Origin of the sequence: Pseudomonas sp. NPDC078416, assembly GCF_050268485.1 — a bacterium.
GTDB lineage: Bacteria > Pseudomonadota > Gammaproteobacteria > Pseudomonadales > Pseudomonadaceae > Aquipseudomonas.
The window spans coordinates 104063-124105 of the sequence record NZ_JBNNGV010000010.1 but is presented as its reverse complement, the minus strand read 5'-3'; the positions used below and the strand labels follow the sequence as shown (position 1 = coordinate 124105).

17 protein-coding genes are annotated in these 20043 nt (G+C 63.2%); 12 read left to right on the top strand and 5 right to left on the bottom strand.

All coding sequences use genetic code 11. The features are described from left to right. Positions 1-2 precede the first annotated feature (2 nt). Both ACQKEN_RS12150 and ACQKEN_RS12145 read right to left on the bottom strand, forming a co-directional pair. Entirely contained in the window at positions 3-941 is a 939-nt protein-coding gene (locus ACQKEN_RS12150) for a class I SAM-dependent methyltransferase (RefSeq protein ID WP_427685714.1), read from the bottom strand. A 112-nt stretch (positions 942-1053) separates the two neighbouring features. Further along, complete coding sequence (locus tag ACQKEN_RS12145) at positions 1054-2298, bottom strand: MFS transporter (protein WP_427685712.1); 1245 nt, start codon at positions 2296-2298, stop codon at positions 1054-1056. A gap of 221 nt (positions 2299-2519) precedes the next feature. Between ACQKEN_RS12145 and hemB the strand changes: the two genes are divergently transcribed. Further along, positions 2520-3494 (top strand): porphobilinogen synthase, encoded by a 975-nt coding sequence (hemB, locus tag ACQKEN_RS12140; protein ID WP_074887680.1) that lies wholly within the window; start codon positions 2520-2522, stop codon positions 3492-3494. Positions 3495-3747: 253 nt separating this feature from the next. Here hemB and ACQKEN_RS12135 read toward each other — a convergent pair whose 3' ends face one another. After that, the gene (locus ACQKEN_RS12135) at positions 3748-4695 is read right to left on the bottom strand and encodes a VTT domain-containing protein (RefSeq protein WP_427685710.1); all 948 of its coding nucleotides are present in this window, start codon (positions 4693-4695) and stop codon (positions 3748-3750) included. 208 nt (positions 4696-4903) lie between these two features. Here ACQKEN_RS12135 and ACQKEN_RS12130 point away from each other — a divergent pair, with 208 nt between their 5' ends. Beyond that, complete coding sequence (locus ACQKEN_RS12130) at positions 4904-5389, top strand: Dps family protein (protein WP_074887695.1); 486 nt, start codon at positions 4904-4906, stop codon at positions 5387-5389. A gap of 323 nt (positions 5390-5712) precedes the next feature. On the opposite strand, the gene ACQKEN_RS12125 is transcribed toward ACQKEN_RS12130, so the two are convergent. After that, positions 5713-7143, bottom strand: a complete 1431-nt coding sequence (locus ACQKEN_RS12125) for a mechanosensitive ion channel domain-containing protein (RefSeq protein WP_427685707.1) — start codon at positions 7141-7143, stop codon at positions 5713-5715. Positions 7144-7351: 208 nt separating this feature from the next. Between ACQKEN_RS12125 and ACQKEN_RS12120 the strand changes: the two genes are divergently transcribed. The 4 genes from ACQKEN_RS12120 to ACQKEN_RS12105 all read left to right on the top strand — a co-directional run bounded on the left by ACQKEN_RS12120 (position 7352) and on the right by ACQKEN_RS12105 (position 13380). Continuing rightward, positions 7352-8344 carry an MBL fold metallo-hydrolase gene (locus tag ACQKEN_RS12120; protein ID WP_427685705.1) on the top strand — a complete coding sequence of 331 codons (993 nt, stop codon included), beginning with the start codon at positions 7352-7354 and terminating at the stop codon, positions 8342-8344. 315 nt (positions 8345-8659) lie between these two features. Then, positions 8660-10189, top strand: coding sequence for an ATP-binding protein (locus tag ACQKEN_RS12115; RefSeq protein WP_427685703.1), 1530 nt, complete (start codon positions 8660-8662; stop codon positions 10187-10189). A gap of 84 nt (positions 10190-10273) precedes the next feature. Beyond that, on the top strand, positions 10274-10891 hold the full coding sequence (locus tag ACQKEN_RS12110) for a response regulator transcription factor (RefSeq protein ID WP_427685701.1): 618 nt from the start codon (positions 10274-10276) through the stop codon (positions 10889-10891). Positions 10892-11094: 203 nt separating this feature from the next. Further along, positions 11095-13380 (top strand): ATP-binding protein, encoded by a 2286-nt coding sequence (locus tag ACQKEN_RS12105; protein ID WP_427685699.1) that lies wholly within the window; start codon positions 11095-11097, stop codon positions 13378-13380. 29 nt (positions 13381-13409) lie between these two features. On the opposite strand, the gene ACQKEN_RS12100 is transcribed toward ACQKEN_RS12105, so the two are convergent. After that, positions 13410-14054, bottom strand: a complete 645-nt coding sequence (locus tag ACQKEN_RS12100) for a phosphohydrolase (RefSeq protein WP_427685697.1) — start codon at positions 14052-14054, stop codon at positions 13410-13412. A 225-nt stretch (positions 14055-14279) separates the two neighbouring features. On the opposite strand from ACQKEN_RS12100, the gene ACQKEN_RS12095 reads away from it, so the two are divergent. The 6 genes from ACQKEN_RS12095 (at position 14280) to ACQKEN_RS12070 (ending at position 19999) form a co-directional block, all read left to right on the top strand. Continuing rightward, positions 14280-14702: a helix-turn-helix domain-containing protein gene (locus tag ACQKEN_RS12095; protein WP_427685696.1), complete on the top strand. Its 423-nt coding sequence runs from the start codon at positions 14280-14282 to the stop codon at positions 14700-14702. A 145-nt stretch (positions 14703-14847) separates the two neighbouring features. Then, the gene (locus ACQKEN_RS12090; protein WP_427685694.1) at positions 14848-15768 is read left to right on the top strand and encodes a LysR substrate-binding domain-containing protein; all 921 of its coding nucleotides are present in this window, start codon (positions 14848-14850) and stop codon (positions 15766-15768) included. Positions 15769-16767: 999 nt separating this feature from the next. Further along, positions 16768-17832, top strand: coding sequence for a M4 family metallopeptidase (locus ACQKEN_RS12085; protein WP_427685692.1), 1065 nt, complete (start codon positions 16768-16770; stop codon positions 17830-17832). Between the two features lie 38 nt (positions 17833-17870). After that, positions 17871-18176 (top strand): protealysin inhibitor emfourin, encoded by a 306-nt coding sequence (locus ACQKEN_RS12080; RefSeq protein ID WP_427685690.1) that lies wholly within the window; start codon positions 17871-17873, stop codon positions 18174-18176. Between the two features lie 147 nt (positions 18177-18323). After that, positions 18324-19862, top strand: a complete 1539-nt coding sequence (locus ACQKEN_RS12075) for a cryptochrome/photolyase family protein (protein ID WP_427685688.1) — start codon at positions 18324-18326, stop codon at positions 19860-19862. Beyond that, the gene (locus tag ACQKEN_RS12070) at positions 19859-19999 is read left to right on the top strand and encodes a DUF2256 domain-containing protein (protein ID WP_369305220.1); all 141 of its coding nucleotides are present in this window, start codon (positions 19859-19861) and stop codon (positions 19997-19999) included. Before ACQKEN_RS12075 ends, ACQKEN_RS12070 begins: the two co-directional genes overlap by 4 nt. The last annotated feature ends 44 nt before the right edge of the window (positions 20000-20043 follow it).

The following is a 20043-nucleotide window of genomic DNA, read 5'->3' as shown; positions in this document are numbered from 1 at the left end:
TTTCAGCCCTGGCGAAACACCAACGCCTTCAACCCACCCCCTTCCTCGGCATCGGCAAATTCCGGCGGGTTTTCCAGGCGCTGTTCAAACCTCAACCCCGGCGCTTCGCGGGTCACGCCTTCGATGAGGAAGTCTGCGCCCAGCAGCGGGTCGTTCATGCACGCCAGCACCGTGCCATCCGGGGTCAACAGCTCCGGCAACTTGCGCAGCACCCGCTGATAATCCTTGGTCAGCAAAAAACTGCCTTTCTGAAAGGACGGCGGGTCGATGATCACCAGATCATACGGCCCGGTGCTTTTCACCTTGCCCCAGGACTTGAACAGCTCATGGCCAAGAAAAGTGACCTTGCTCAGGTCGTGGCCATTCAAGCGATGGTTGTCGCGGCCGCGACTCAACGCCGCCCGGGACATGTCCAGATTGACCACACACTCCGCGCCACCCTCGATCGCCGCCACCGAAAAGCCGCAGGTGTAGGCGAACAGATTCAGAACCCGCTTGCCCGCCGCGTTGGCCCGCACCCAGTCACGGCCGTAGCGCATGTCGAGGAACAGCCCGGTGTTCTGTTTTTTGCCGAAATCCACGAGATAGCGCAGGCCGCCCTCGGTCAGGGTCCATTCCTCCAGCACCTCGCCCAGCAACGCTTCGGTGTGGCTGTCCGGCAGATAGCGGTGCTGCAACAACAGTGTATGGGCGCGGGATTGCTGCCACGCCGGTGACTCGACCAGTCGGGACAGCCGCTGCTTCAGCACGTCCAGCTCGTCGGCGGCCGGCGCCTTGAACAACGACACCAGCACCACGCCCTGCATCCAGTCGACGGTCAGTTGTTCCAGCCCCGGCCAGCGTCGGCCACGGCCATGAAACAGCCGGCGGGTTTCGGCGGGCGCGTCGGCGAGGGCGGTCTGAAGGTGGGCGTCGAGCAGGTCGAGGGCGTCGGCATTCATCGGTGGGCGGCAGGTCGGCAGTGGGAAAGGGGCGGCATTCTAAACCCATTTCCCGCCGCACGACGGCGTGAAGCCGTCGAACGTCGATGCACGCGACCTTTACCCCGGCAGGTCAGGTGGCCGGCGCGCCCTCGGGTTGATCATGGGCCACGCTTTCGCCGGTTTCTGGCACCGCCAGCCACAGCAGCACGAACGCCACCGCGGCAATGGCCGCCAACGTCAAAAACGCTGCGCTGTAACCCGCCTCGCGTACGACCAGCCCGGCCAGACCGTTGCTCAGCGCCGCGCCCAGGCCAAACACCGTCGAGATGGCGCCCAGGCTGACGTTGAAGCGCCCGGTGCCGCGCGTCAGGTCCTTGACCACCAGCGGCAGCAGCGCGCCGAAAGCCCCGGCGCCGATGCCGTCGAGCAATTGCACACCGACCAGCCAGTAGGGGTTGTCGGACATGACATACAGCACGCCCCGCAGCGGCAGAAAAATGAAGCCCGCCAGCAACAAGGGTTTGCGTCCCCACACGTCGGCCTTGGCGCCCACCAGCCACGCCACCGGCACCATCACCAGTTGTGCTGCGACGATGCAGGCGGAGGTCAGGGGCGTGGCGAGGTTGACGTCGATCTGCGAGAGCTTCTGGCTCACCAGCGGCAGCATCGCCGCATTGGCCAGGTGAAACAGCCCGCAGCAGATGGCGAACACCAGCAACGGCCGGTTGTGCAGCAAGACTGCCCAGCCACTGGGCTGGTCCTTACCCTGGTCATGGTTGGGGTCGAAGCCACGCGCGACATCGTGGTCGATCGCCGAGGGGTCGACAAACGCCACCGCGACAATGCTTGCCAGCGCCATGAACGCCATCAGGTAGAACACCGCAATCGGCCCGAACATCCAGGAAAAGATCCCGGCCAACAGGGCTGCGCAGGCGTTGCCGGCATGGTTCCAGGTTTCGTTGCGTCCGGTCCGGCGAGTAAAGGCTTTCGGCCCGGTAATGCCCAGGGAGATGGCGGCAATGGCCGGGGCGAACACGGAGCCGGCGATGGCGCTGATGCTCTGGGTGATCGCCACCCAGGTGAACGAGTGAATGAACGGCAGCACCAGGCAACCGGCGGTCACCAGCAGAGCGGCCACGATGACCACCAGCCGCTTGCTCCGGGTGCGGTCAATCAGCGCACCCGCCGGGGTTTGTGTGATCAGCGCGGCGATGCCGGCGAGGGTCATGACCAGCCCGATGCCCGCCGGATCCCACTTGTGCACCGCCAGCAGATAGATCGCGAGATAGGGCCCAAGGCCGTCGCGCACATCCGCCAGAAAGAAGTTAAGGCCGTCCAGAGAACGGTTGTTGCGCTGATCGGATGGGTTGCTCAAGGTTGGCCTCACTCTGGCGATGCGCAAGCGAAACGGCTGCGGCATTGCTAAATGACCCGGCGCCATTGTTTTGGTTCTCCACACTGTTGCGGCTAACGTAATGGACTTTCTTGTCAGGACGTTTGAATCGAAACCGGCGCAGGCATAAGCTTCGCGCCATTGATATCGCCGGAGGTGTTGGCTCCGGCGATCTTCCGGATATTCTTGACTCAGGAACCGCCATGTCCAGCCTGTTTCCCGCTGCCCGTCCGCGCCGTCTGCGCAGTAACGAACACTTCCGCTCGCTGTTTCAGGAAAGCGAATTCACCCTGAATGATCTCGTGCTGCCGATCTTCGTCGAAGAAGAAATCGACGACTTCGTGCCGATCAACAGCATGCCCGGCGTGCAGCGCATTCCCGAGTCGAAGCTGGCGCAAGAGGTGGAGCGTTATGCCCGCGCCGGCATCAAGTCGGTGATGACCTTCGGCGTCTCCCATCATCTTGACGCCACCGGCAGCGACACCTGGCAGGAAAACGGCCTGGTCTCGCGGATCTCGCGGACCATCAAGTCCGCTGTGCCGGAAATGATCGTGATGTCCGACACCTGCTTCTGCGAGTACACCGACCACGGCCACTGCGGCGTGATGCATGGCGGCCATGTCGACAACGACGCGACCATCGAGAACCTCGGCAAACAGGCCGTCATGGCGGCGCGTGCCGGTGCTGACGTGATTGCCCCGTCGGCGGCGATGGACGGGCAGGTGAAAGCGATTCGTGCGGCGCTGGACGCCGCCGGGTTCACCCAGACGCCGATCATGGCGTACTCGACCAAGTTCGCCTCTGCGCTGTATGGCCCGTTCCGCGAAGCCGGCGGCTCGGCCCTCAAGGGCGACCGCAAAACCTATCAGATGAACCCGATGAACCGCCGTGAAGCCCTGCGCGAATCGCTGCTGGACGAGGCCGAAGGCGCCGATGCGCTGATGGTCAAGCCGGCCGGCGCGTACCTGGACATCATCCGCGACATCCGCGAAGCCTCGAACCTGCCACTGGCGGCGTATCAGGTCAGCGGCGAGTACGCGATGATCAAGTTCGGCGCCCAGGCCGGGGCCATCGACGAACACCGTGTCGTGCGTGAAACCCTGGGCGCGATCAAGCGCGCGGGTGCGGATCTGATCTTCACGTACTTTGCGATGGACTTGGCGCTGAGCGGGATCTGATTGACGGCTTCTTCAGCTCGAGGGGGGGATTGCCCGATCCTCTGAGGGTGCGAAATCCGCAGGAACCGGCCTGCTGTGGCATTGACCCGCGATGTGGCTCAGTAATCGCGGTCGTCTGTAGGAGCCGGCTTGAACTGGCGAACCCAGTGTGTCAGTCGCCGAATTCGGTGCTGATCGACCAGGATTCGCCAGCAAGCCGGCTCCTACGGATCTGTCTCCAACCAGATTCAGGTGGGTGTTACTGGCGCCGCGGTCACGCCGCCGTTCTGTCCAGCACTTCAGGTTGCACATGCGCTGCCTGCCAGGCATCCAGCCCACCGATCAGCGCCTTGCCCCGGGTCAGGCCGTGGGCGTGTAGCTTTTCCGCCAGCAATGCCGCCGACAGCTCGTTGGGGCAGGCGCAATAGAGCACCATGTCGACATCCCCCAAGCGCTCGATCCACGGCGCAATCGGCTCCTCAAGACTGATCGACACGGCACCCGGAATGCCCTCAACGATGGCCGTGTGAAAGCTCGGCCGCACATCGATGACCACCGGCGCATCGTCGGTGTCTCGCAGGGCCAGCAGCTCGGGAACGGTGATGCGCGGCACTTTTGCCGTACGCACCTTGAGGCGACGCCGCTTGGCGTACTTCCAGCCAATGAACAGCCCCAGTGCCGCCAGCACGCTGACGATGGCGAGCGGTAGGTAGCCGCTCAGCCAGTCGAGCATGGGAATCAGCGCATCGCTGAAAAGCATGCCCAGCAGCAGCGCCGAGCCCGCCCAGATAAACGATCCCGCCAGGGAATAGCGCACGAACAGCCAGATCGGCGTGGCGTTCATGCCGGCCACGGTGGTAACCAGTGCCCCGGCGCCGGGCAGGAATTTGGACAGCAGCATCGCCCGCGGACCGACGCGCTCGTAAACCGTCAGCCCCTGACGAACGCAGGAGTCCTGGGAGAGAGAAATCTTGCAGAGGGTCTTCAGCAGCACGCCGCCATAACGTTTGCCGGCCCAGTACCACAGCGCATCGGCGATCAGGCAGGCGACCATCGCCACCAGCACCCCGGCGCCCAGCAACGGTTTGCTTTGCATGGCCAGCGCGCCGGTGACGATCAGCGTCGGGTACGCCGGCACCGGCAAGCCGATCTGCTCCAGCAGCACATTGACGAACACCAGCAACAGCCCATGGCTTTCATTCAGCTGCTGCAGTTCGTTCATGGCGGTGCCTTTTCGGGAATGGAGGAAGCAAAAAAAGGGTGCCCGTACCGTCGCCGAACAGCTCTTTTGTGTCAACGCTGAATGTTTTTGGCCGAGGACGTTTCATAGGCATCGTCGATGGCCACGATTGGCAGCCCTGATTTCAATTGGTGGACCGTGCTCTCTAGAATCGACCCCTCAGCAATCAACAGACCTTAGGGAGCAACTCATGGCTATTGAAATCGGAATCAACGAGCAGGACCGCGCAGAGATCGTTGAAGGACTGTCGCGACTGCTTTCCGATACCTACGTGCTGTACCTGAAAACCCATAACTTCCACTGGAACGTCACCGGCCCGATGTTCCGCACGCTGCACCTGCTGTTCGAAGAGCAATACACCGAGCTGGCGACGGCGGTGGACTCCATTGCCGAGCGCATCCGGGCCCTGGGCTTCCCGGCACCGGGCACCTATTCGACCTACGCCCGTTTGTCGTCGATCAAGGAAGAGCCGGGCGTGCCCGCTGCTACCGACATGATCCAGCAACTGGTTGAAGGGCAGGAAGCAGTGGTACGCACCGCCCGCGAACTGTTCCCGTTGCTGGAGAAAGTCAGCGATGAGCCCACTGCCGACCTGCTGACCCAGCGCATGCAAGTCCACGAAAAAGCCGCCTGGATGCTGCGCTCACTGCTGGAAGGTGACGGGTTCGTGGGTTAAAAACTGCGTCGCAACTGAAGGCCAATTCCCCGTTAAAGCCGGTCCCATAGAAACACCGCGATCAATGGTCGGACAGCGATCAATGTAGGACCGGCTTTAGCCGGGGAGGCGTCAGGGCTTACACCGCTAGATTCATGGTGTTTGATCGGGCCTCTTCCCGGCTAAAGCCGGTCCCACTAAGACACCGCGATCCATCGTCGGACCGCGGTCAATTGTGGGACCGGCTTCAGCCGGGAAGGCGTCGGCGGTCACACCGCAAGATTTCGGGCGTTCACACGGGCCTCTTCCCGGCTAGAGCCGGTCCCACTGAATTCGCCATTCACTCAGCGCTTCTGCAACCACCCTAGAAAATTATTCTTCTTGATCACCACAGGCTTGCGCATCAGCACGTGCTGGGTCCCCTGCTGGCGAACCGCTTGCAGTTTGTTCAACGCCGTGACGATCTCGACGCGCTGCTCCATGGCCTGGCGGGTGGCGGCTTTGTCGATACGGTAAACGACGCAGGAGGTGAGGGCGGTGAAGCGCGCCTGGGACGGTGTGTCGGCCAGCACACTCTGCTCACCCATGACCTCGCCCGGGCCCATGCGTCCGGCCTCCACCATCTCGTTGCCGTCCTTGACGCTCGCTGACACCACGCCCGTGGCAATCACCAGCAAGCCTTCGGTGATCTCATCAACCTCGATAATCGTCTGCCCGGCGGTGTATTCCCGCGCGACCATGCTCTGGGCCAGGTGGTCCTTTTCGTCGGCGGTGCTGGTGCGGAACACCTTGACCTCATCGAGCAGCGCCCGGGGCCGGGACATGGCTTCGGCGGTGGTTTCCGACTGCCACGCGATGCCAGCTGCTTCGAGGTGTCGATACGCCAGATCGAACAGCAGATTGCGCACGTCGCTCTTGTTGTTCAGGTCGCTGATGAACCCGGTGACCGCGTATTCGATGGTGGTCGGGCTCGTCTCCTTGACCACTGCCCGGGGTTTGGGCGTCTGCAACAGGGCGCTGCAACCCTGCAGCGCACGCTCCAGGGCATCGAGCACCCGGCGCGGGCGAATGTGCGGTGACATCATGATATTGATCGACACCCCATGAATATGGACCGGTCGGCTCAAATTCACGATCTTGGCCTTCGCCGCCACGGAATTGGGGATCACCACCATGGTGCCAACCCCCGTCAGCAGGTGCGTGGCGCGCCAGTCGATGTCCATCACTTTGCCTTCCATGCCGTCGATGGAGATCGAGTCGTCGACCTGATACGGCTTGGTGGTGTTGAGGATGATCCCGGAGAACACGTCGCTCAGCGTGCTCTGCAGGGCCAGGCCGACGATGATCGCCATCGCCCCGGACGTCGCCAGCAAGCCCTTGACCGGCAGCTGCAGGACATAGCCCGCCGCCGCGACGATGGCGATCAGGAAAATCACCGCGCCGATGACTTCCTGCAACAGCCGACCGCTGTGGCCGACGCGACTGGTCAGCGCCAGCCCGAGCACCACGGTGAGGGTGCGTGCGGCGTAGAGCCACCAGATGATCGCCAGCACGGTGGCACCGAATTGCAGGGCGCTGTTGTCGGGCCAGGCCGGCGCTTCCAGCGGGCTCACGCCGGCATTGATAATTACCAGGCTGTAGGCGACGAATGCCCCCAGCCGCGTGGCGATGCGCGCCAGCCGGTTACGGTCGGCCAGCAAGTGCCAGGCCAGCGCGTCGGCGAGCAGCAGGAGCAGGCTCCACGCCAGCGAGTAATGGGGAACGACGGTCGACATGGAAGATATCCGCAGGAAAAGTGCAGGGCTGAAGTGGCCCGCGCGAAGGCGCGCGGACAATGTAGGCAGGGCCATTATCGCTGTCTATAACCGATGGGGCTTTGTGATTCTTCAAAAAAACAAATGGCTTCAAGCACATTGCTTCAAGACCAGTGCCCCTGAGCAGCGCAGTATCGGACACCTCACTGTTTGGATTCGAGGCATCCCCATGCGCACATCCGTCATCCCGCTCGCCTGTTCCCTTGCTCTCGGAGTCGCCTTGTGCTCCGGCGTCGCCCTGGCCCAGGCGCCGGCCCAGCAGAAAACCCAGGTGCCCGGGTATTTCCGGCTGGCCGTCGGCGACTACGAAGTCACGGCGCTGTTCGACGGCTACAACGACCTGTCGCCCAAGCTGCTCAAAGGCATGAAGCCCGACGCCATCCGCGCCTTGCTGGCCCGCCGTGCCATCGAAACGCCGGGTGTGCAGACGGCGTTCAACGCATTCCTGGTCAACACTGGCGAGCACTTGATTCTCGTCGACACCGGCGCCGGCCAGTGCATCGGCGAGACCGCCGGCATGCTCTCGCAGAACATCAAGGCCGCCGGGTATCAGCCGGATCAGGTCGACACCATTCTCCTGACCCACATGCACCTGGATCACGTTTGCGGCCTGGTCGACGCCGACAAGAAACCGGTGTTTGCCAACGCGACGGTCTATGCCGCCAAGCCGGAGGCCGATTACTGGCTGGACCCCACCGCCATCGGCCGGGTGCCGGAGCAGGCCAAGGCCTACTTCAGGATCGCCCAGGACTCCACCGCACCCTACGTCGCCGCTGGCCGGTTCAAGACCTTCGCCCCGGGCCAGTCGCCGGTGCCGGAAGTCAGCACGGCGCTGGAAGCGGGGCACACGCCGGGCAGCACGACGTACCAATTCAGCTCCAGGGGCCAGACCATTCTCTTCATCGGCGACCTGATCCACAGCCTGGCCGTGCAGTTCGATCACCCGGCAGTGAGCATCGCTTTCGACGAGAACAGCCAGAAGGCCATCGCCAGCCGTGATCAGGTCTTCACTCAAGCCGCCAGCAAGAAGATATGGGTCGCCGCCGCGCACCTGCCATTCCCCGGCACCGGTCACATCGTCGCCATCGACAAGCACTTCCAGTGGGTGCCGGTCGAGTACGGCCCGTATCAGCGCGCGGCCCATGTGCCGTTGCTGGAATAGCTCGCCGACGCAATAAAAACGCCCCGGTCTAAAAGCCGGGGCGTTTTTTATTGTGCGTTTTCGTCGAAGCCAGGCATCGGCCGTGGCGCTCATCCCTCATCTTCAATCATCACCGCTTGCAGATTGCAGCTTGCCGCTCACCCAATAACCTCAAGGTCACTATCCCTACAGCTAATATCGGCGATTGTTTTTAGCTGATTAGATGAGCACTCGTTAAAAATGGATAGCTGCGCTGAACGTCTCCCGGATAAATCCCCACCCGGACGCCGGTCAGCGAATCAGGGTCTGCGACTCCACTTCCAAGGACTGCATGAAATGATAAGTCTCGGTCAGACGATGATTTCCCGCGAGCACAGAGACGTGTTCAAGGACGGCGTCGCCATGCGCATTGGCACCCGCGCCTTCGACATTCTCGACCTATTGCTGCGTCATCAAGGTCAGTTGGTGAGCAAGGAGCTGATCCTTCAGAGTGTCTGGCCGGACACCGTAGTTGAAGAGAACAACCTGCAAGTGCACATCTCCGCGCTGCGCAAGGCGTTGGGCACCGACCGCGAGCAGATCCGCACCGTGCCGGGCCGTGGCTATGTGCTGCTGGGCGGGGAAAGCCTCGGGCACGAGACCCGCCCGCCCGCCATGCTGCATGGCGTCAGTTGCCATCACCGGCTGCCGGCCCGCGTCGCCTTGCTCGGGCGTCAGACGCTGCTCGATGAGGTGAGCAACACCCTGGCTGAGGGCTGCGGGCTGGTCACGCTGATCGGCCCGGGCGGTGTCGGTAAAACCGCGCTCGCCGCAGAACTGGGGCAGACGCTGCTGGACGCCGGCGGCACCCCGGTGTATTTCGTGCCGCTGGCGCAACTGCAATGCGCCGAGCTGCTGCTGGAAGCGTTTTCCAGCGCGGTCGGTGTGGACTGCAGCGGCGGCGACCCTGACCTGCAAGGGCTGATTCGCTTCCTTCAGCAGCAGCCGGGCCTGATCATCCTGGACAACTGCGAGCATCTGGTCGAAAGCGTCGCCAGTCTGCTGGAGGTGATCCTGCGTGGCGCGCCTGCTGTGCGCGCGGTGGCCACCAGTCGCGAGCCGTTGCGCATTGCCGGCGAGCGCAGCCTGCAAGTACCGCCCCTTGAGATTCCTCAACTAAACGCCTCCCGAGACATTGTTCTGCGCAGTGCGTCGGCGCAATTGTTCCTGCGTCAGTGGCGTGCGCTGGACAGCCATCTGGCGGCTGACGGCAATGCCGAGCTGGACGATTACAGCGTTGAGCTGGTGGGGGAAATCTGCCGCCGGCTCGAAGGCATGCCGCTGGCATTGGAAATGGCCGCCGCCCGGGCCTGCGCCCTTGGTCTGTATCAATTGGTGGCGAGCCTCGACGGCAGCCTGCACATGCTCTCGGCGTCGTTGCGCACCGCGCCGCCGCGTCAGCAAACGCTGCAGGCTTCCCTGGCGTGGAGCCTGCGCTTGCTCGGTCGCGAAGAGCGCACGGTGCTGCGGCGGCTGGCCGAGCTGGAGGGTCGCTTCACCCTGGAGCGCGCGTGTGATGCCTTGCAGCGCACCCGTTTGCCGCGCGCCTGCATCATGGACTGCATCGTGCGGCTGGCGACCAAGTCCTTGCTCATGGTCAGCGCTCAGGGCCCTTTCCGTTTCTACCAGATGCTCGGCACCACCCGCGCCTGCCTGTTGACGGCGAGCGCACACGACACCTTTGCGACAACGGAGGTCAGCGCGCCCCGTGCGCAGGATTGCGACGCACCGTCTGCACTCGCGACGCTGCAAAGCATCAGGGCTGTGCCGGCCGGGCCCGACGGGTATCATGCCCGGCATCAGAGAGCACTGGCCGTTAGCCGTTGATCAGCCCGTTGACGCGCCTGCTGCGGCAGTTGCTGCGGCAGTTGCCGCAACCGTCGATGCGAAAAAACCCTTCATGAGCCTGTTATGAGCGTGAATCCCAAGGTCTATGTGGTGGACGATGACGCCGCCATCCGCACCTCCTTGCAGCGCCTGCTGAACTCGGCGGACATCGTCTGTGAGGTGTTCGACAGCGCCCAGGCGTTTCTTGACCGGCCGCTGAGCCAGGGGCCCGTCTGCCTGTTGCTGGACGTCAATCTGGCCCAGGGCACCGGCTTCGATCTGCAGCAGACCTTGCTGGATCGGGGCCAGACTTTCCCGATCATTTTCATGACCGGCTACGGCACCATCGCCATGTCGGTCCGCGCCATCAAAGCCGGCGCCCGCGAGTTTCTGACCAAACCCTTCGAGCCGGAGCAATTGCTGGATCTGGTGCGTGAAGCACTGACCAGCGACGCGACCCGCCTGGACGAGCGCTGCCTGACCGCCTGCGTCAAGACGCGCTTCGACAGCCTCACGCCGAGGGAGCGGCAAGTCATGGCGCTGCTGATCACCGGCAAGATGAATAAACAGATTGCTGCGCAACTGGGCACCAGCGAAGTCACCGCCAAAGTGCATAAAAGGCACGTATTGACCAAGATGAATGCGCGTAACGTCATTGAGCTGTTGAAGATGAGCGACCGGCTGGGTTGTCTCGTGAACTGACCTCGGGGGATACGCGGTGTTTTTAGTAGAACTGGTTTTAACAGGGAATAGGCCGGTCTGGGCGCCCTCAGATGTGCGGTGTGATGTCCGGCGCTTTCCCGGCTGAAGCCGGTCCCACAGAGGTACGCGGTGGTGAGTAGGACCGGCTTTAGCCGGGAATGAGCGGGACGGCGCCAGCCGCAGGATTCCAGTAAAGGGGCTTCATGAGCAGCATTTTCAACGGGCCTTACACGGCTATCTCCAATGCCGGGGCATTCGGGCCCCAGTGGCTGGAGCAGCTCGTCTGGCAGTTGCTGTTTGTCGATGGAGCACTCGCTCATTACCGGGTCACGCTGACGCCGGAAGATCGCCGCTGGCGCATCGTTCGTCCTGCACCCGACGCCTCGATCGCTGCCGTCCGCCGCCTGGAACACGAGTTTTCACTGGCCCCCCGGCTGATGCCGCAATGGGCCGTGCCGCCGGTTGCGTTGCTGTCGGGCCCGGAAGGCACGCTGCTGGTGCTGGAGGATGCCAGCGGCGTGGCATTGCATGATCAGCCCGACGCGCCGCTGTCCATCGGGGGCTTTTTGCAGCGGGCCATGGCTGCCGCTGCTGCCGTAACAGGCGCTCACCAGGCAGGCCTGCTGCACCGCGACATCAAGCCCTGCAACCTGATCGAAGACGCAAACGGCGTGGTGCGGCTCAGCGGCTTCGGCCTGAGCGTTGAGGTGCTATCGGCACCGCAACTGCCGGTGTCCGACGCCATGTGTGGGTCGCTCGGCTACATGGCGCCCGAGCAGTCGCGGCGGGTACAGCGCCAGGCTGATCAACGCAGCGACCTCTATGCGCTGGGCATGACTTTTTATGAATGGCTGGTCGGCCGATTGCCGTTCGAGGCCGCCGATGCAGTGGAATGGGTGTATTGCCACGTGGCGCGTATCCCGCCGCCGCTGAGCCAGCATCGCGGTGATATCCCTGCGCCGTTGGCCGGTCTCGTGCATCGGCTGATCGCCAAAAACCCGGATGACCGTTATCAGAGCGCTGCCGATCTGCATAAGCACCTGGGCGAGATGCTCCAGCAATGGCAGCAACTCCGGGACATTCCGGATGTGCAGTCCGATCTCCCCGACGGCCGACACGACGCGTACGCCATCCCGCTCGGTCCCGGTCCGAACCCTGCGCCGGGGCTGGAAAACGTGTTATCGGCGCACACATCGATCACCCTGGCCGGACGCGAGGCTCTCGATCTGTCATCCGTCATGAAATCCGCCCATGCCCTGCGCGACGAAAGCGAGCAGGACCGGCTGATCGAGACCCTGCTGCGCAACACCATCGTCCATGCCGGCGCGCAACGGGCCTTGCTGTTGCTTGTTAAGGACGAAGCCCCGGTGATCTGCGCAGTCGGCCAGAGCGGCGACGATGGCTTGCGCATCGAACTGACGGACACGGTCCCCGACAAACACCACCTGCCGCTGTCGATCCTGTACCGGGTGATGCGCACTCGCCAGCGCCTGGTGCTGGACGATGTCTGCACGGACGCCTACTTTGGCGCCGACGAATACCTGCGCCAGCATCCGGTGCGTTCGGCGCTGTGCGTGCCGCTGGTCAAACAGGGCAGGGTGCTCGGCGTGCTGTACCTGGAAAACAACCTCGCCCCGGGCGTGTTCACGATCTGCCGCACCGAAGTGCTGGAACTGCTCGCCAGCCAGGCGGCGATTTCCCTGGAAACCGCGCGCCTGCACCAGGCGTTGGAGCAGGAGAACGCGCGGCGTCGGGATGTGGAGATCGCCCTGCGCGGCGCCCGGGCCCGGCTGGCCAGCGTTGCCCAGGCCACGGTCATGGGTGAACTGGCGGCGTCCATTGCCCACGAAATCAATCAGCCCCTGGCGTCGATGGTGTCCAACGCTGCCGCCGGGATCCGCTGGCTCAATCGCGAAAACCCGCAGGTGGAGGAAGCCTTGTCCGGGCTGCGCGACATCGTTGCCGAAGGCCGGCGCGCCGGGGAAATCGTCAACGCGCTGCAGAGCCTGGCGCGGCAAGGCCCGCATCACCGGCACCGGCTGCTGGTCAACGACGTGATTCGCCATGTGGTGGCGCTGACCGGCGTCGAGGTTGAACAACAGCGGGTCTTGATGACGACCCACCTGACCTGCTCACCGTTGCGGGTCTGCGCCTCCAGCGTGCAATTGCAGCAAGTGGTGCTGAACCTGATCCTCAACGCGCTGGACGCCATGAGCGCGGGGGACCACGTGCTGCGGCGGCTGTCGATCACCAGCGAAGTGGTGGGACGCGACTACGCGGTGGTCAGCGTTGAAGACAGCGGGCGCGGCATTGAGCCGGGGGACATGAATCAGCTGTTCAATGCGTTCTTTACCACCAAGGACAAAGGAATGGGCATGGGGCTGGCGATCTGTCAGTCAATCATCAGCGCTCACGGCGGCCACCTTTACGCGATGCCCGCGCGCTACGGCGGCGCAACCTTCGTGTTTATGTTGCCCATTGTCGAGTAACGCCCACGGCTCATCGAGGTGCGCGCCATTCAATAAGGCCACGTCGAAGCCAGCAGTCGTTCGCAAAAGCCGCCAGCGCTCAGGCGATGGGCGTGAAACGACAGCACGTCGGCGTTGGTCGTGCCCAGGGTGGTCTGCGGGCGATGCACCTGGCCCAGTGCCATGGCATGCAGAAACTTGAACTTGAAACCGGGTTCGCGCGGGTAGGCGGCCAACACCCGTGCCTGGGCGGCGGGGCTGAAGTACTGGCAGTGCGCGCCGGTCAGGTCGGTTTCGACCGCGGCGCAGAGCAGGGCGGTCAACGGCGGTTTGTGCTGCGCAATGCCCGGCGTGGTGTGCAGCGCGATGGCGTCCCAGACCTGGGCGATGTCATCCCATGAGCGCCCGTGCCCGCGCAGGAATTGAGCGGCGGCGTTGGCACTGTCGACTTCGAATCGTAGTTGCGACCGGGCGTACAGCCGGGTGATGCCGATGCGCAGAAACAGTGCGGCGGTGTAGAGCAGATCGGCATCGAAACGCAGCCTGCGGCCGTGCCCCAGCAGGCTGGCAAAAACGAACGTGCGCCAGGCCGCGTTCAGCAGCAGGTCGGACTGGTGATCGCGCATCAGGTCGGTCGCCGCGCGGGCCATCGCGCCGTCGGGAATCACAATTCCAGCCACGTATCGGATGCTCACATGCCGTCCCTCGCCGCGAACCGAACCTTTGGAGTGAACACGGTAATACGCTGGCCAATGGCCGTCCTTGGTGTGGCCTGAAATGTTCTGAACAGTGGCTCGGCGCACCGCAGCGAGGCACGTCGTCGTACCACTTTTCAGAACGTTTAATACCCCGAGAAGGACTTTAAGAACCGCGCTGTAGAGACTTCACTCACCGCTGACTGTGAAGCTGGAGCGCCTGGCATGACTGCATTCAACCCCTCGCTGAACCATGAATCCGTTCTCGAACGCGTCGCACTGTCGCCGTGGCAGGAGCGCCGGGCCAAGGACTTGATGTCCAGCCAGATGGACAAAGGCCTGTCCATCGCCCGCATTGCCGCCGAGTGTTCGTTGTCGCGCAGTCATTTCTCCCGCGCCTTCAAGAAGAACACCGGGCTGTCGCCCCGCGACTGGTTCTTGCAGATGCGCCTGGAAAAAGCCCGAGCCCTGCTCGGCGAGTCAATGCTGACCATCTCGCAGATTAGCCTGGATTGTGGCTTCGCCGATCAGTCCCATTTCACCCGGGTGTTCACCCGAGTCGTGGGGCTGACCCCGTTCAGCTGGCGTCGGACCATGACCTTGTTGCCGTCCAAAGGATGTGTGGCGCAGAACGTGCGTGCCCGTTGAGGACGGCTATCCTTGCAACTGCGTTCGACGGGTGACAGCACCGATGTTCAAGACACGCCTTCAGCGGTTGTGTATACCTGCGCCGGTCTGGCATCGTCAGGCCTCCCGAAAACGCCCCACTGAAATCGCCCAACGGAATCGCTGAATGAACCGCAACGACCTGCGCCGCGTCGACATGAACCTGTTGGTGATCTTCGAAGCGTTGATGTTCGAGCGCAACCTGACGCGGGTGGCGGAAAAGCTGTTCATGGGCCAACCGGCGATCAGTGCGGCACTGGCGCGGCTGCGCGACCTGTTCGATGATCCCTTGCTGCTGCGCAACGGCCGCGCCATGGAGCCGACCGCCCGGGCGCTGGCGATTCTGAAAGAACTGCAGCCAGCGCTGGACACCATTTCCGGGGCGGTGAGCCGGGCCAAGGAGTTCGATCCGGCGACCAGTTGCGACATCTTCCGCATCGGCTTGTCGGACGACGCCGAGTTCGGTCTGTTCCCGCCCTTGCTCAACCGCCTGCGTGAAGAAGCGCCGGGCATTATCGTGGTGGTGCGCCGTGCCAACTTCCTGCTGATGCCGGCATTGCTGGCGTCCGGGGAGATTTCCGTGGGCATCAGCTACACCACCGAACTGCCGGCCAACGCCAAGCGCAAGAAGCTGCGGGACATCGGCGTGAAGGTATTACGCGGCGACAAACGCCCCGAGCCGTTGACGCTGGACGAGTTCTGCGAGCGGCCGCACACCATGGTGTCGTTCTCCGGTGATTTGACCGGCAACATCGACATTGACCTGGCGAAGGTCGGGCGGGCGAGGAGGGTGGTGGTGGCGGTGCCGCAATTCAGCGGGTTGCGGGCGTTGCTGGCGGGCACCGAGCTGATCGCAACCGTCCCCGATTACGCGGCCTGCGCTTTGATTGAAGGCTGCGCGTTGCGGGCCGAAGATCCGCCATTTCCGATTGCGCCTGCGGAGTTGTCGATGGTCTGGGCCGGGGTTCACGATAACGATCCGGCGGAGCGGTGGCTGCGCTCGCGGATTACGGAGTTTATGTCTCAGGAGACGCGGCCTTTGCCGTGATCGCGATTTTTAAGATTAAGATCAAGATCAAGATCTTTAAGATCAAGGGCGTCTGCCTGGGGGCAGACTGTTTCGCCTTCGGCGAGTTACTTGGAAAAGCACCCCAAGTAACCAAGGGTGCTTGCTCCTGGTTGGGCCCGACTTCGTCGGGTTCCTTCACTCCGGTCTCGCTCCGTTGACCCGCGCCGAACGGACATCCCTGTCCTGACGGCGCTTTCGCCGCATCCATGCGGCTCGGCCCACTGCGCGAGACCTGCGTTCAGCCTGCACCCAAGTCGCGATTGGCGGTGACTGGGCTTTTTGCGTATGAAGATCAAGAGCGCTACGCAGAGCAAAAGCTTCCCGGCTGAAGCTGATCCTACAGTCGGAGTCGCCGCCACTTTTTCTGATCGTCCCCACGCGGAGCGTGGGCACGATCACCATCATGCTTCGGTAGCTGTGCCTACATTCTCATGGATCGGATGCAATTCCCCTGTAGGAGCCGGCTTGCTGGCGAATGCATCCGGCCAGACACCACAGCAGTGAATGCTCAACCGCGTTCGCCAGCAAGCCGGCTCCTACAGACAATCGCGTGCAGTCAGTGGGACCGGCTTTAGCCGGGAAGCCCTTGATCTGCTTTTGATCTGCTTTTGATCTTTAAACACAAAACTCCCAGACGACACAAAACGCGACCTGGGTGCAGGCTGAACGGAGGTCTCGTGGAGTGGGCAGAGCGGCATGGATGCCGCGAGAGCCGCCCCCCGCCATGGATGGCGGATGGCGGCGGGCCCACGGAGCGAGACCGGAGTGAAGGAACCCTGAGGAACGAAGGGCCCAACCGAGAGCAGGCACTTTTGCTTACTTTTGGTGCTTTTCAAAAGTAACTCGCCGAAGGCGAAACAGTCTGCCCCCAGGCAGACGCCTTTGACCTTGGGGAACGCACGATCCCCCTGGCTTGTCGATTAAAGCGAGACCGCGACGCGTCGCTCAATCGAACGATGCCACCCAGGAGCATTGCCTATGTGCAAGAACCACACGCGTAACCCCATTCAATGCCTCATCCCGCCATACCTGCTGGACCAGATCGCCCGCAACGGCAACAAAGCCCAACGCGAAGCCGCCCTGCGCACCCGGGCCAAGGACAACACCTTTCGCTCCCTGCGCCTCAGCGCCCAACCCGATCGACGCCTCGTGCACCTGGCCGCTGCGCCACTCACCGGCAAACGCCGTTCCATCTACACCGCCAACGGCGGCGAAACCCTGCCCGGCACCCTGGTCCGCGGCGAAGGCCAGCCCGTCAGTGGCGACGTGGCCGTCGACGAAGCCTACGACGGCCTGGGCGCCACCTTCGATTTCTTCTTCGACGTCTTCGACCGCAACTCCATCGACGATGCCGGCATGGCCCTCGACGCCACCGTGCACTTCGGCCAGGGCTACAACAACGCCTTCTGGAACTCCGCGCAGATGGTCTTTGGCGACGGCGACCAGTCGCTGTTCAACCGCTTCACCATTGCGCTGGACGTGATCGGCCACGAACTGGCCCACGGCGTCACCGAAGACGAAGCCGGCCTGGTCTACTTCAACCAGGCCGGCGCGCTGAACGAATCCATGTCCGACGTGTTCGGCTCGCTGATCAAGCAGTACGCCCTGAAACAAACCGCCGAGCAGGCCAGCTGGCTGATCGGTGAAGGGCTGTTCACCGACAAGATCACCGGCAGCGCCTTGCGCTCGATGAAGGCCCCCGGCACCGCGTTCGATGACAAAGTGCTCGGCAAGGACCCGCAACCCGGTCATATGGACGACTTCGTCCACACCTACGACGACAACGGCGGCGTGCACATCAACTCGGGCATCCCCAACCATGCGTTTTATCAAGTGGCGACGCGCATTGGCGGTCATGCCTGGGAGAAAGCCGGGCGCATCTGGTACGACGCGCTGCGCGATTCGCGTCTGCGCCCCAATGCCGGCTTCGTAAGGTTTGCGCGAATCACTCACGATGTGGCCGGTCGGCTGTACGGTGTAGGCGAAGAAGCCCAAATCGCGGTACAAGAAGGCTGGGCAGCCGTGGGCATCAACGCGCAATGATCCGCCATGGCCATCTGGCAAGAGAAGGAGCCACCCACATGCGTATCTCATTCAGCGAAAGCGGCGGGGTCGCCTTTTTTCCCGGGCTGAACAAGCCCAACACCATTGAAGTGGACGCCCTGCCTGAACCCGACCAGAAGGAGCTGCGGCAACTGGTCGACGCCTCCGAGTTCTTCGCATTGCCGGAAGGTCGGCACCCGGCCCGTGCGCTGCGCGGCATGCAGCATTACACGCTGACCATCAGCGAAGGCGACCGGGAGCGCACGGTGTGCGTCCCCGCGCCGGTGGAATCCGGCCCGTTGCAGGGCCTGATGCAGTGCGTCAGGCGCCACGTATCCAGCTAGCCCCATCACCGTGCGCCGGGCAAACCGCTATGCTCGGCGCCATCATTCCCTGCCCATCAGGAATCCCGTGCCCAACCTTCTCTCATCTGTCCTCCGTCGAGTCACGCTAACCGTCCCCATTGCCGACGCGTCACAGGGTGCTGATCGATGATGCCCGTGCGCCGCCTGTGCCTGGTCCTCGGCGACCAGTTGTCCTTCGACCTGGCCTGCCTTGCCGAACTCGACCCCGAACGTGACGCCGTGCTGATGGTGGAGGTCATGGAAGAAGCTACCCACGTGCCCCATCACCCGCAGAAGATCGCCCTGATCTTCAGCGCCATGCGCCATTTCGCCCAGGCGCTGCAGGAGCGCGGCATCATCGTCCAGTACGTGACGCTGGACGACCCGCTGAACACCGGCTCGGTGCCCACTGAATTGCAGCGCTGGCACGCGTCGTTGAAGGCCGAAGAAGTCCACGCCACCGAGTGCGGCGACTGGCGTCTGGAGCACTCGGTCAGGGAATGCGGCCTGCCGCTGGTCTGGCACAGCGACACGCGCTTTCTCTGCTCCCGCGAAGACTTTGCCAAATGGGCCAGCGGCAAGGTTCAGCTGCGCATGGAATTCTTCTACCGCGAGATGCGCCGCAAGCAGCGCCTGCTGCTCAACAGCGACGGCACGCCGGTAGGCGGCGCCTGGAACTTCGATGCGGAAAACCGCAAGGCGCTGCCGAAGAAAGTCTCGGCGCCCTACCCCGCGCGTTTTGCCCCGGACGCCATCACCCGCGACGTGCTGACGCTGGTGCGTGAGCGGTTCTCCGGGCACTACGGTGCGCTGGACAATTTTGACTACCCGGTGACCCACGCCGACGCCAAGGCCCTCTGGCAGTATTTTCTCGATTACGGACTGGCCGCCTTCGGTGACTATCAGGACGCCATGGCCATGGATGAGCCCTTCCTCTTCCATGCGCGCATCAGTGCGGCCTTGAACATTGGCCTGCTGGATCTGCGCCAGCTGTGCAGCGACGTGGAATCGGCGTACTGGTCGGGCAGCGTCGCGCTGAACGCGGCGGAGGGCTTCATCCGCCAGCTGATCGGCTGGCGGGAATACGTGCGCGGTGTTTACTGGCTGAAGATGCCGGAATACGCCGAAGGCAACGCATTGGGCAACACCCGCGCGCTGCCGGCGTTCTACTGGACCGGGCAGACCAAAATGAACTGCATGAGCCAGGCCATCGGTCAGAGCCTTGAACACGCCTACGCCCATCACATTCAACGGCTGATGGTCACCGGCAACTTCGCCCTGCTGGCCGGCATCGCCCCGAAGCAAATCTGCGAGTGGTACCTGGCGATCTACATGGACGCCTTCGAGTGGGTCGAGCTGCCCAACACCTTGGGCATGGTCATGCACGCCGACGGCGGCTACCTCGGTTCCAAGCCCTATTGCGCCAGCGGCCAGTACATCAAGCGCATGTCCGACTATTGCGGCAGCTGCGCCTATAAGGTCAAGGAGAGCACGACCGAAGACGCCTGCCCGTTCAATTCGCTGTACTGGCATTTCGTGATGCGCCACAGCAACCTGCTGCGGGCCAATCAACGAATGGGCATGGTCTACAAGAATCTTGATCGGATGACCGAGGCGAAACAGGACGCGCTGTGGCAAAGGGGCGAGTCTTTGCTGGGCAAACTCGACGCCGGAGAGGCCATTTGAAGAAGAGCGAGCTGCCGGTGAAGACCTGCGCAGTGTGCGGGCTGCCGTTCACCTGGCGGAAAAAGTGGGCGCGCTGCTGGGACGAGGTGCGTTACTGCTCGGAGCGTTGCCGGCGGGGCAAGCGCTCCGAATCCTGAGGGGCGCAGTCATGCGGGGCGTGCGCTGAAGGCTCAGGCAAGTG

What these genes read in the sequence shown, in the direction of transcription:
- ACQKEN_RS12095 (WP_427685696.1), top strand. Translation starts at nt 14,280, where the DNA reads ATGACTGCATTCAACCCCTCGCTGAACCATGAATCCGTTCTCGAACGC.
- ACQKEN_RS12080 (WP_427685690.1), top strand. Translation starts at nt 17,871, where the DNA reads ATGCGTATCTCATTCAGCGAAAGCGGCGGGGTCGCCTTTTTTCCCGGG.
- ACQKEN_RS12130 (WP_074887695.1), top strand. Translation starts at nt 4,904, where the DNA reads ATGGCTATTGAAATCGGAATCAACGAGCAGGACCGCGCAGAGATCGTT.
- ACQKEN_RS12105 (WP_427685699.1), top strand. Translation starts at nt 11,095, where the DNA reads ATGAGCAGCATTTTCAACGGGCCTTACACGGCTATCTCCAATGCCGGG.
- ACQKEN_RS12085 (WP_427685692.1), top strand. Translation starts at nt 16,768, where the DNA reads ATGTGCAAGAACCACACGCGTAACCCCATTCAATGCCTCATCCCGCCA.
- ACQKEN_RS12150 (WP_427685714.1), bottom strand. Translation starts at nt 941, where the DNA reads ATGAATGCCGACGCCCTCGACCTGCTCGACGCCCACCTTCAGACCGCC.
- ACQKEN_RS12110 (WP_427685701.1), top strand. Translation starts at nt 10,274, where the DNA reads ATGAGCGTGAATCCCAAGGTCTATGTGGTGGACGATGACGCCGCCATC.
- ACQKEN_RS12115 (WP_427685703.1), top strand. Translation starts at nt 8,660, where the DNA reads ATGATAAGTCTCGGTCAGACGATGATTTCCCGCGAGCACAGAGACGTG.
- ACQKEN_RS12120 (WP_427685705.1), top strand. Translation starts at nt 7,352, where the DNA reads ATGCGCACATCCGTCATCCCGCTCGCCTGTTCCCTTGCTCTCGGAGTC.
- ACQKEN_RS12125 (WP_427685707.1), bottom strand. Translation starts at nt 7,143, where the DNA reads ATGTCGACCGTCGTTCCCCATTACTCGCTGGCGTGGAGCCTGCTCCTG.
- ACQKEN_RS12135 (WP_427685710.1), bottom strand. Translation starts at nt 4,695, where the DNA reads ATGAACGAACTGCAGCAGCTGAATGAAAGCCATGGGCTGTTGCTGGTG.
- hemB (WP_074887680.1), top strand. Translation starts at nt 2,520, where the DNA reads ATGTCCAGCCTGTTTCCCGCTGCCCGTCCGCGCCGTCTGCGCAGTAAC.
- ACQKEN_RS12075 (WP_427685688.1), top strand. Translation starts at nt 18,324, where the DNA reads ATGATGCCCGTGCGCCGCCTGTGCCTGGTCCTCGGCGACCAGTTGTCC.
- ACQKEN_RS12090 (WP_427685694.1), top strand. Translation starts at nt 14,848, where the DNA reads ATGAACCGCAACGACCTGCGCCGCGTCGACATGAACCTGTTGGTGATC.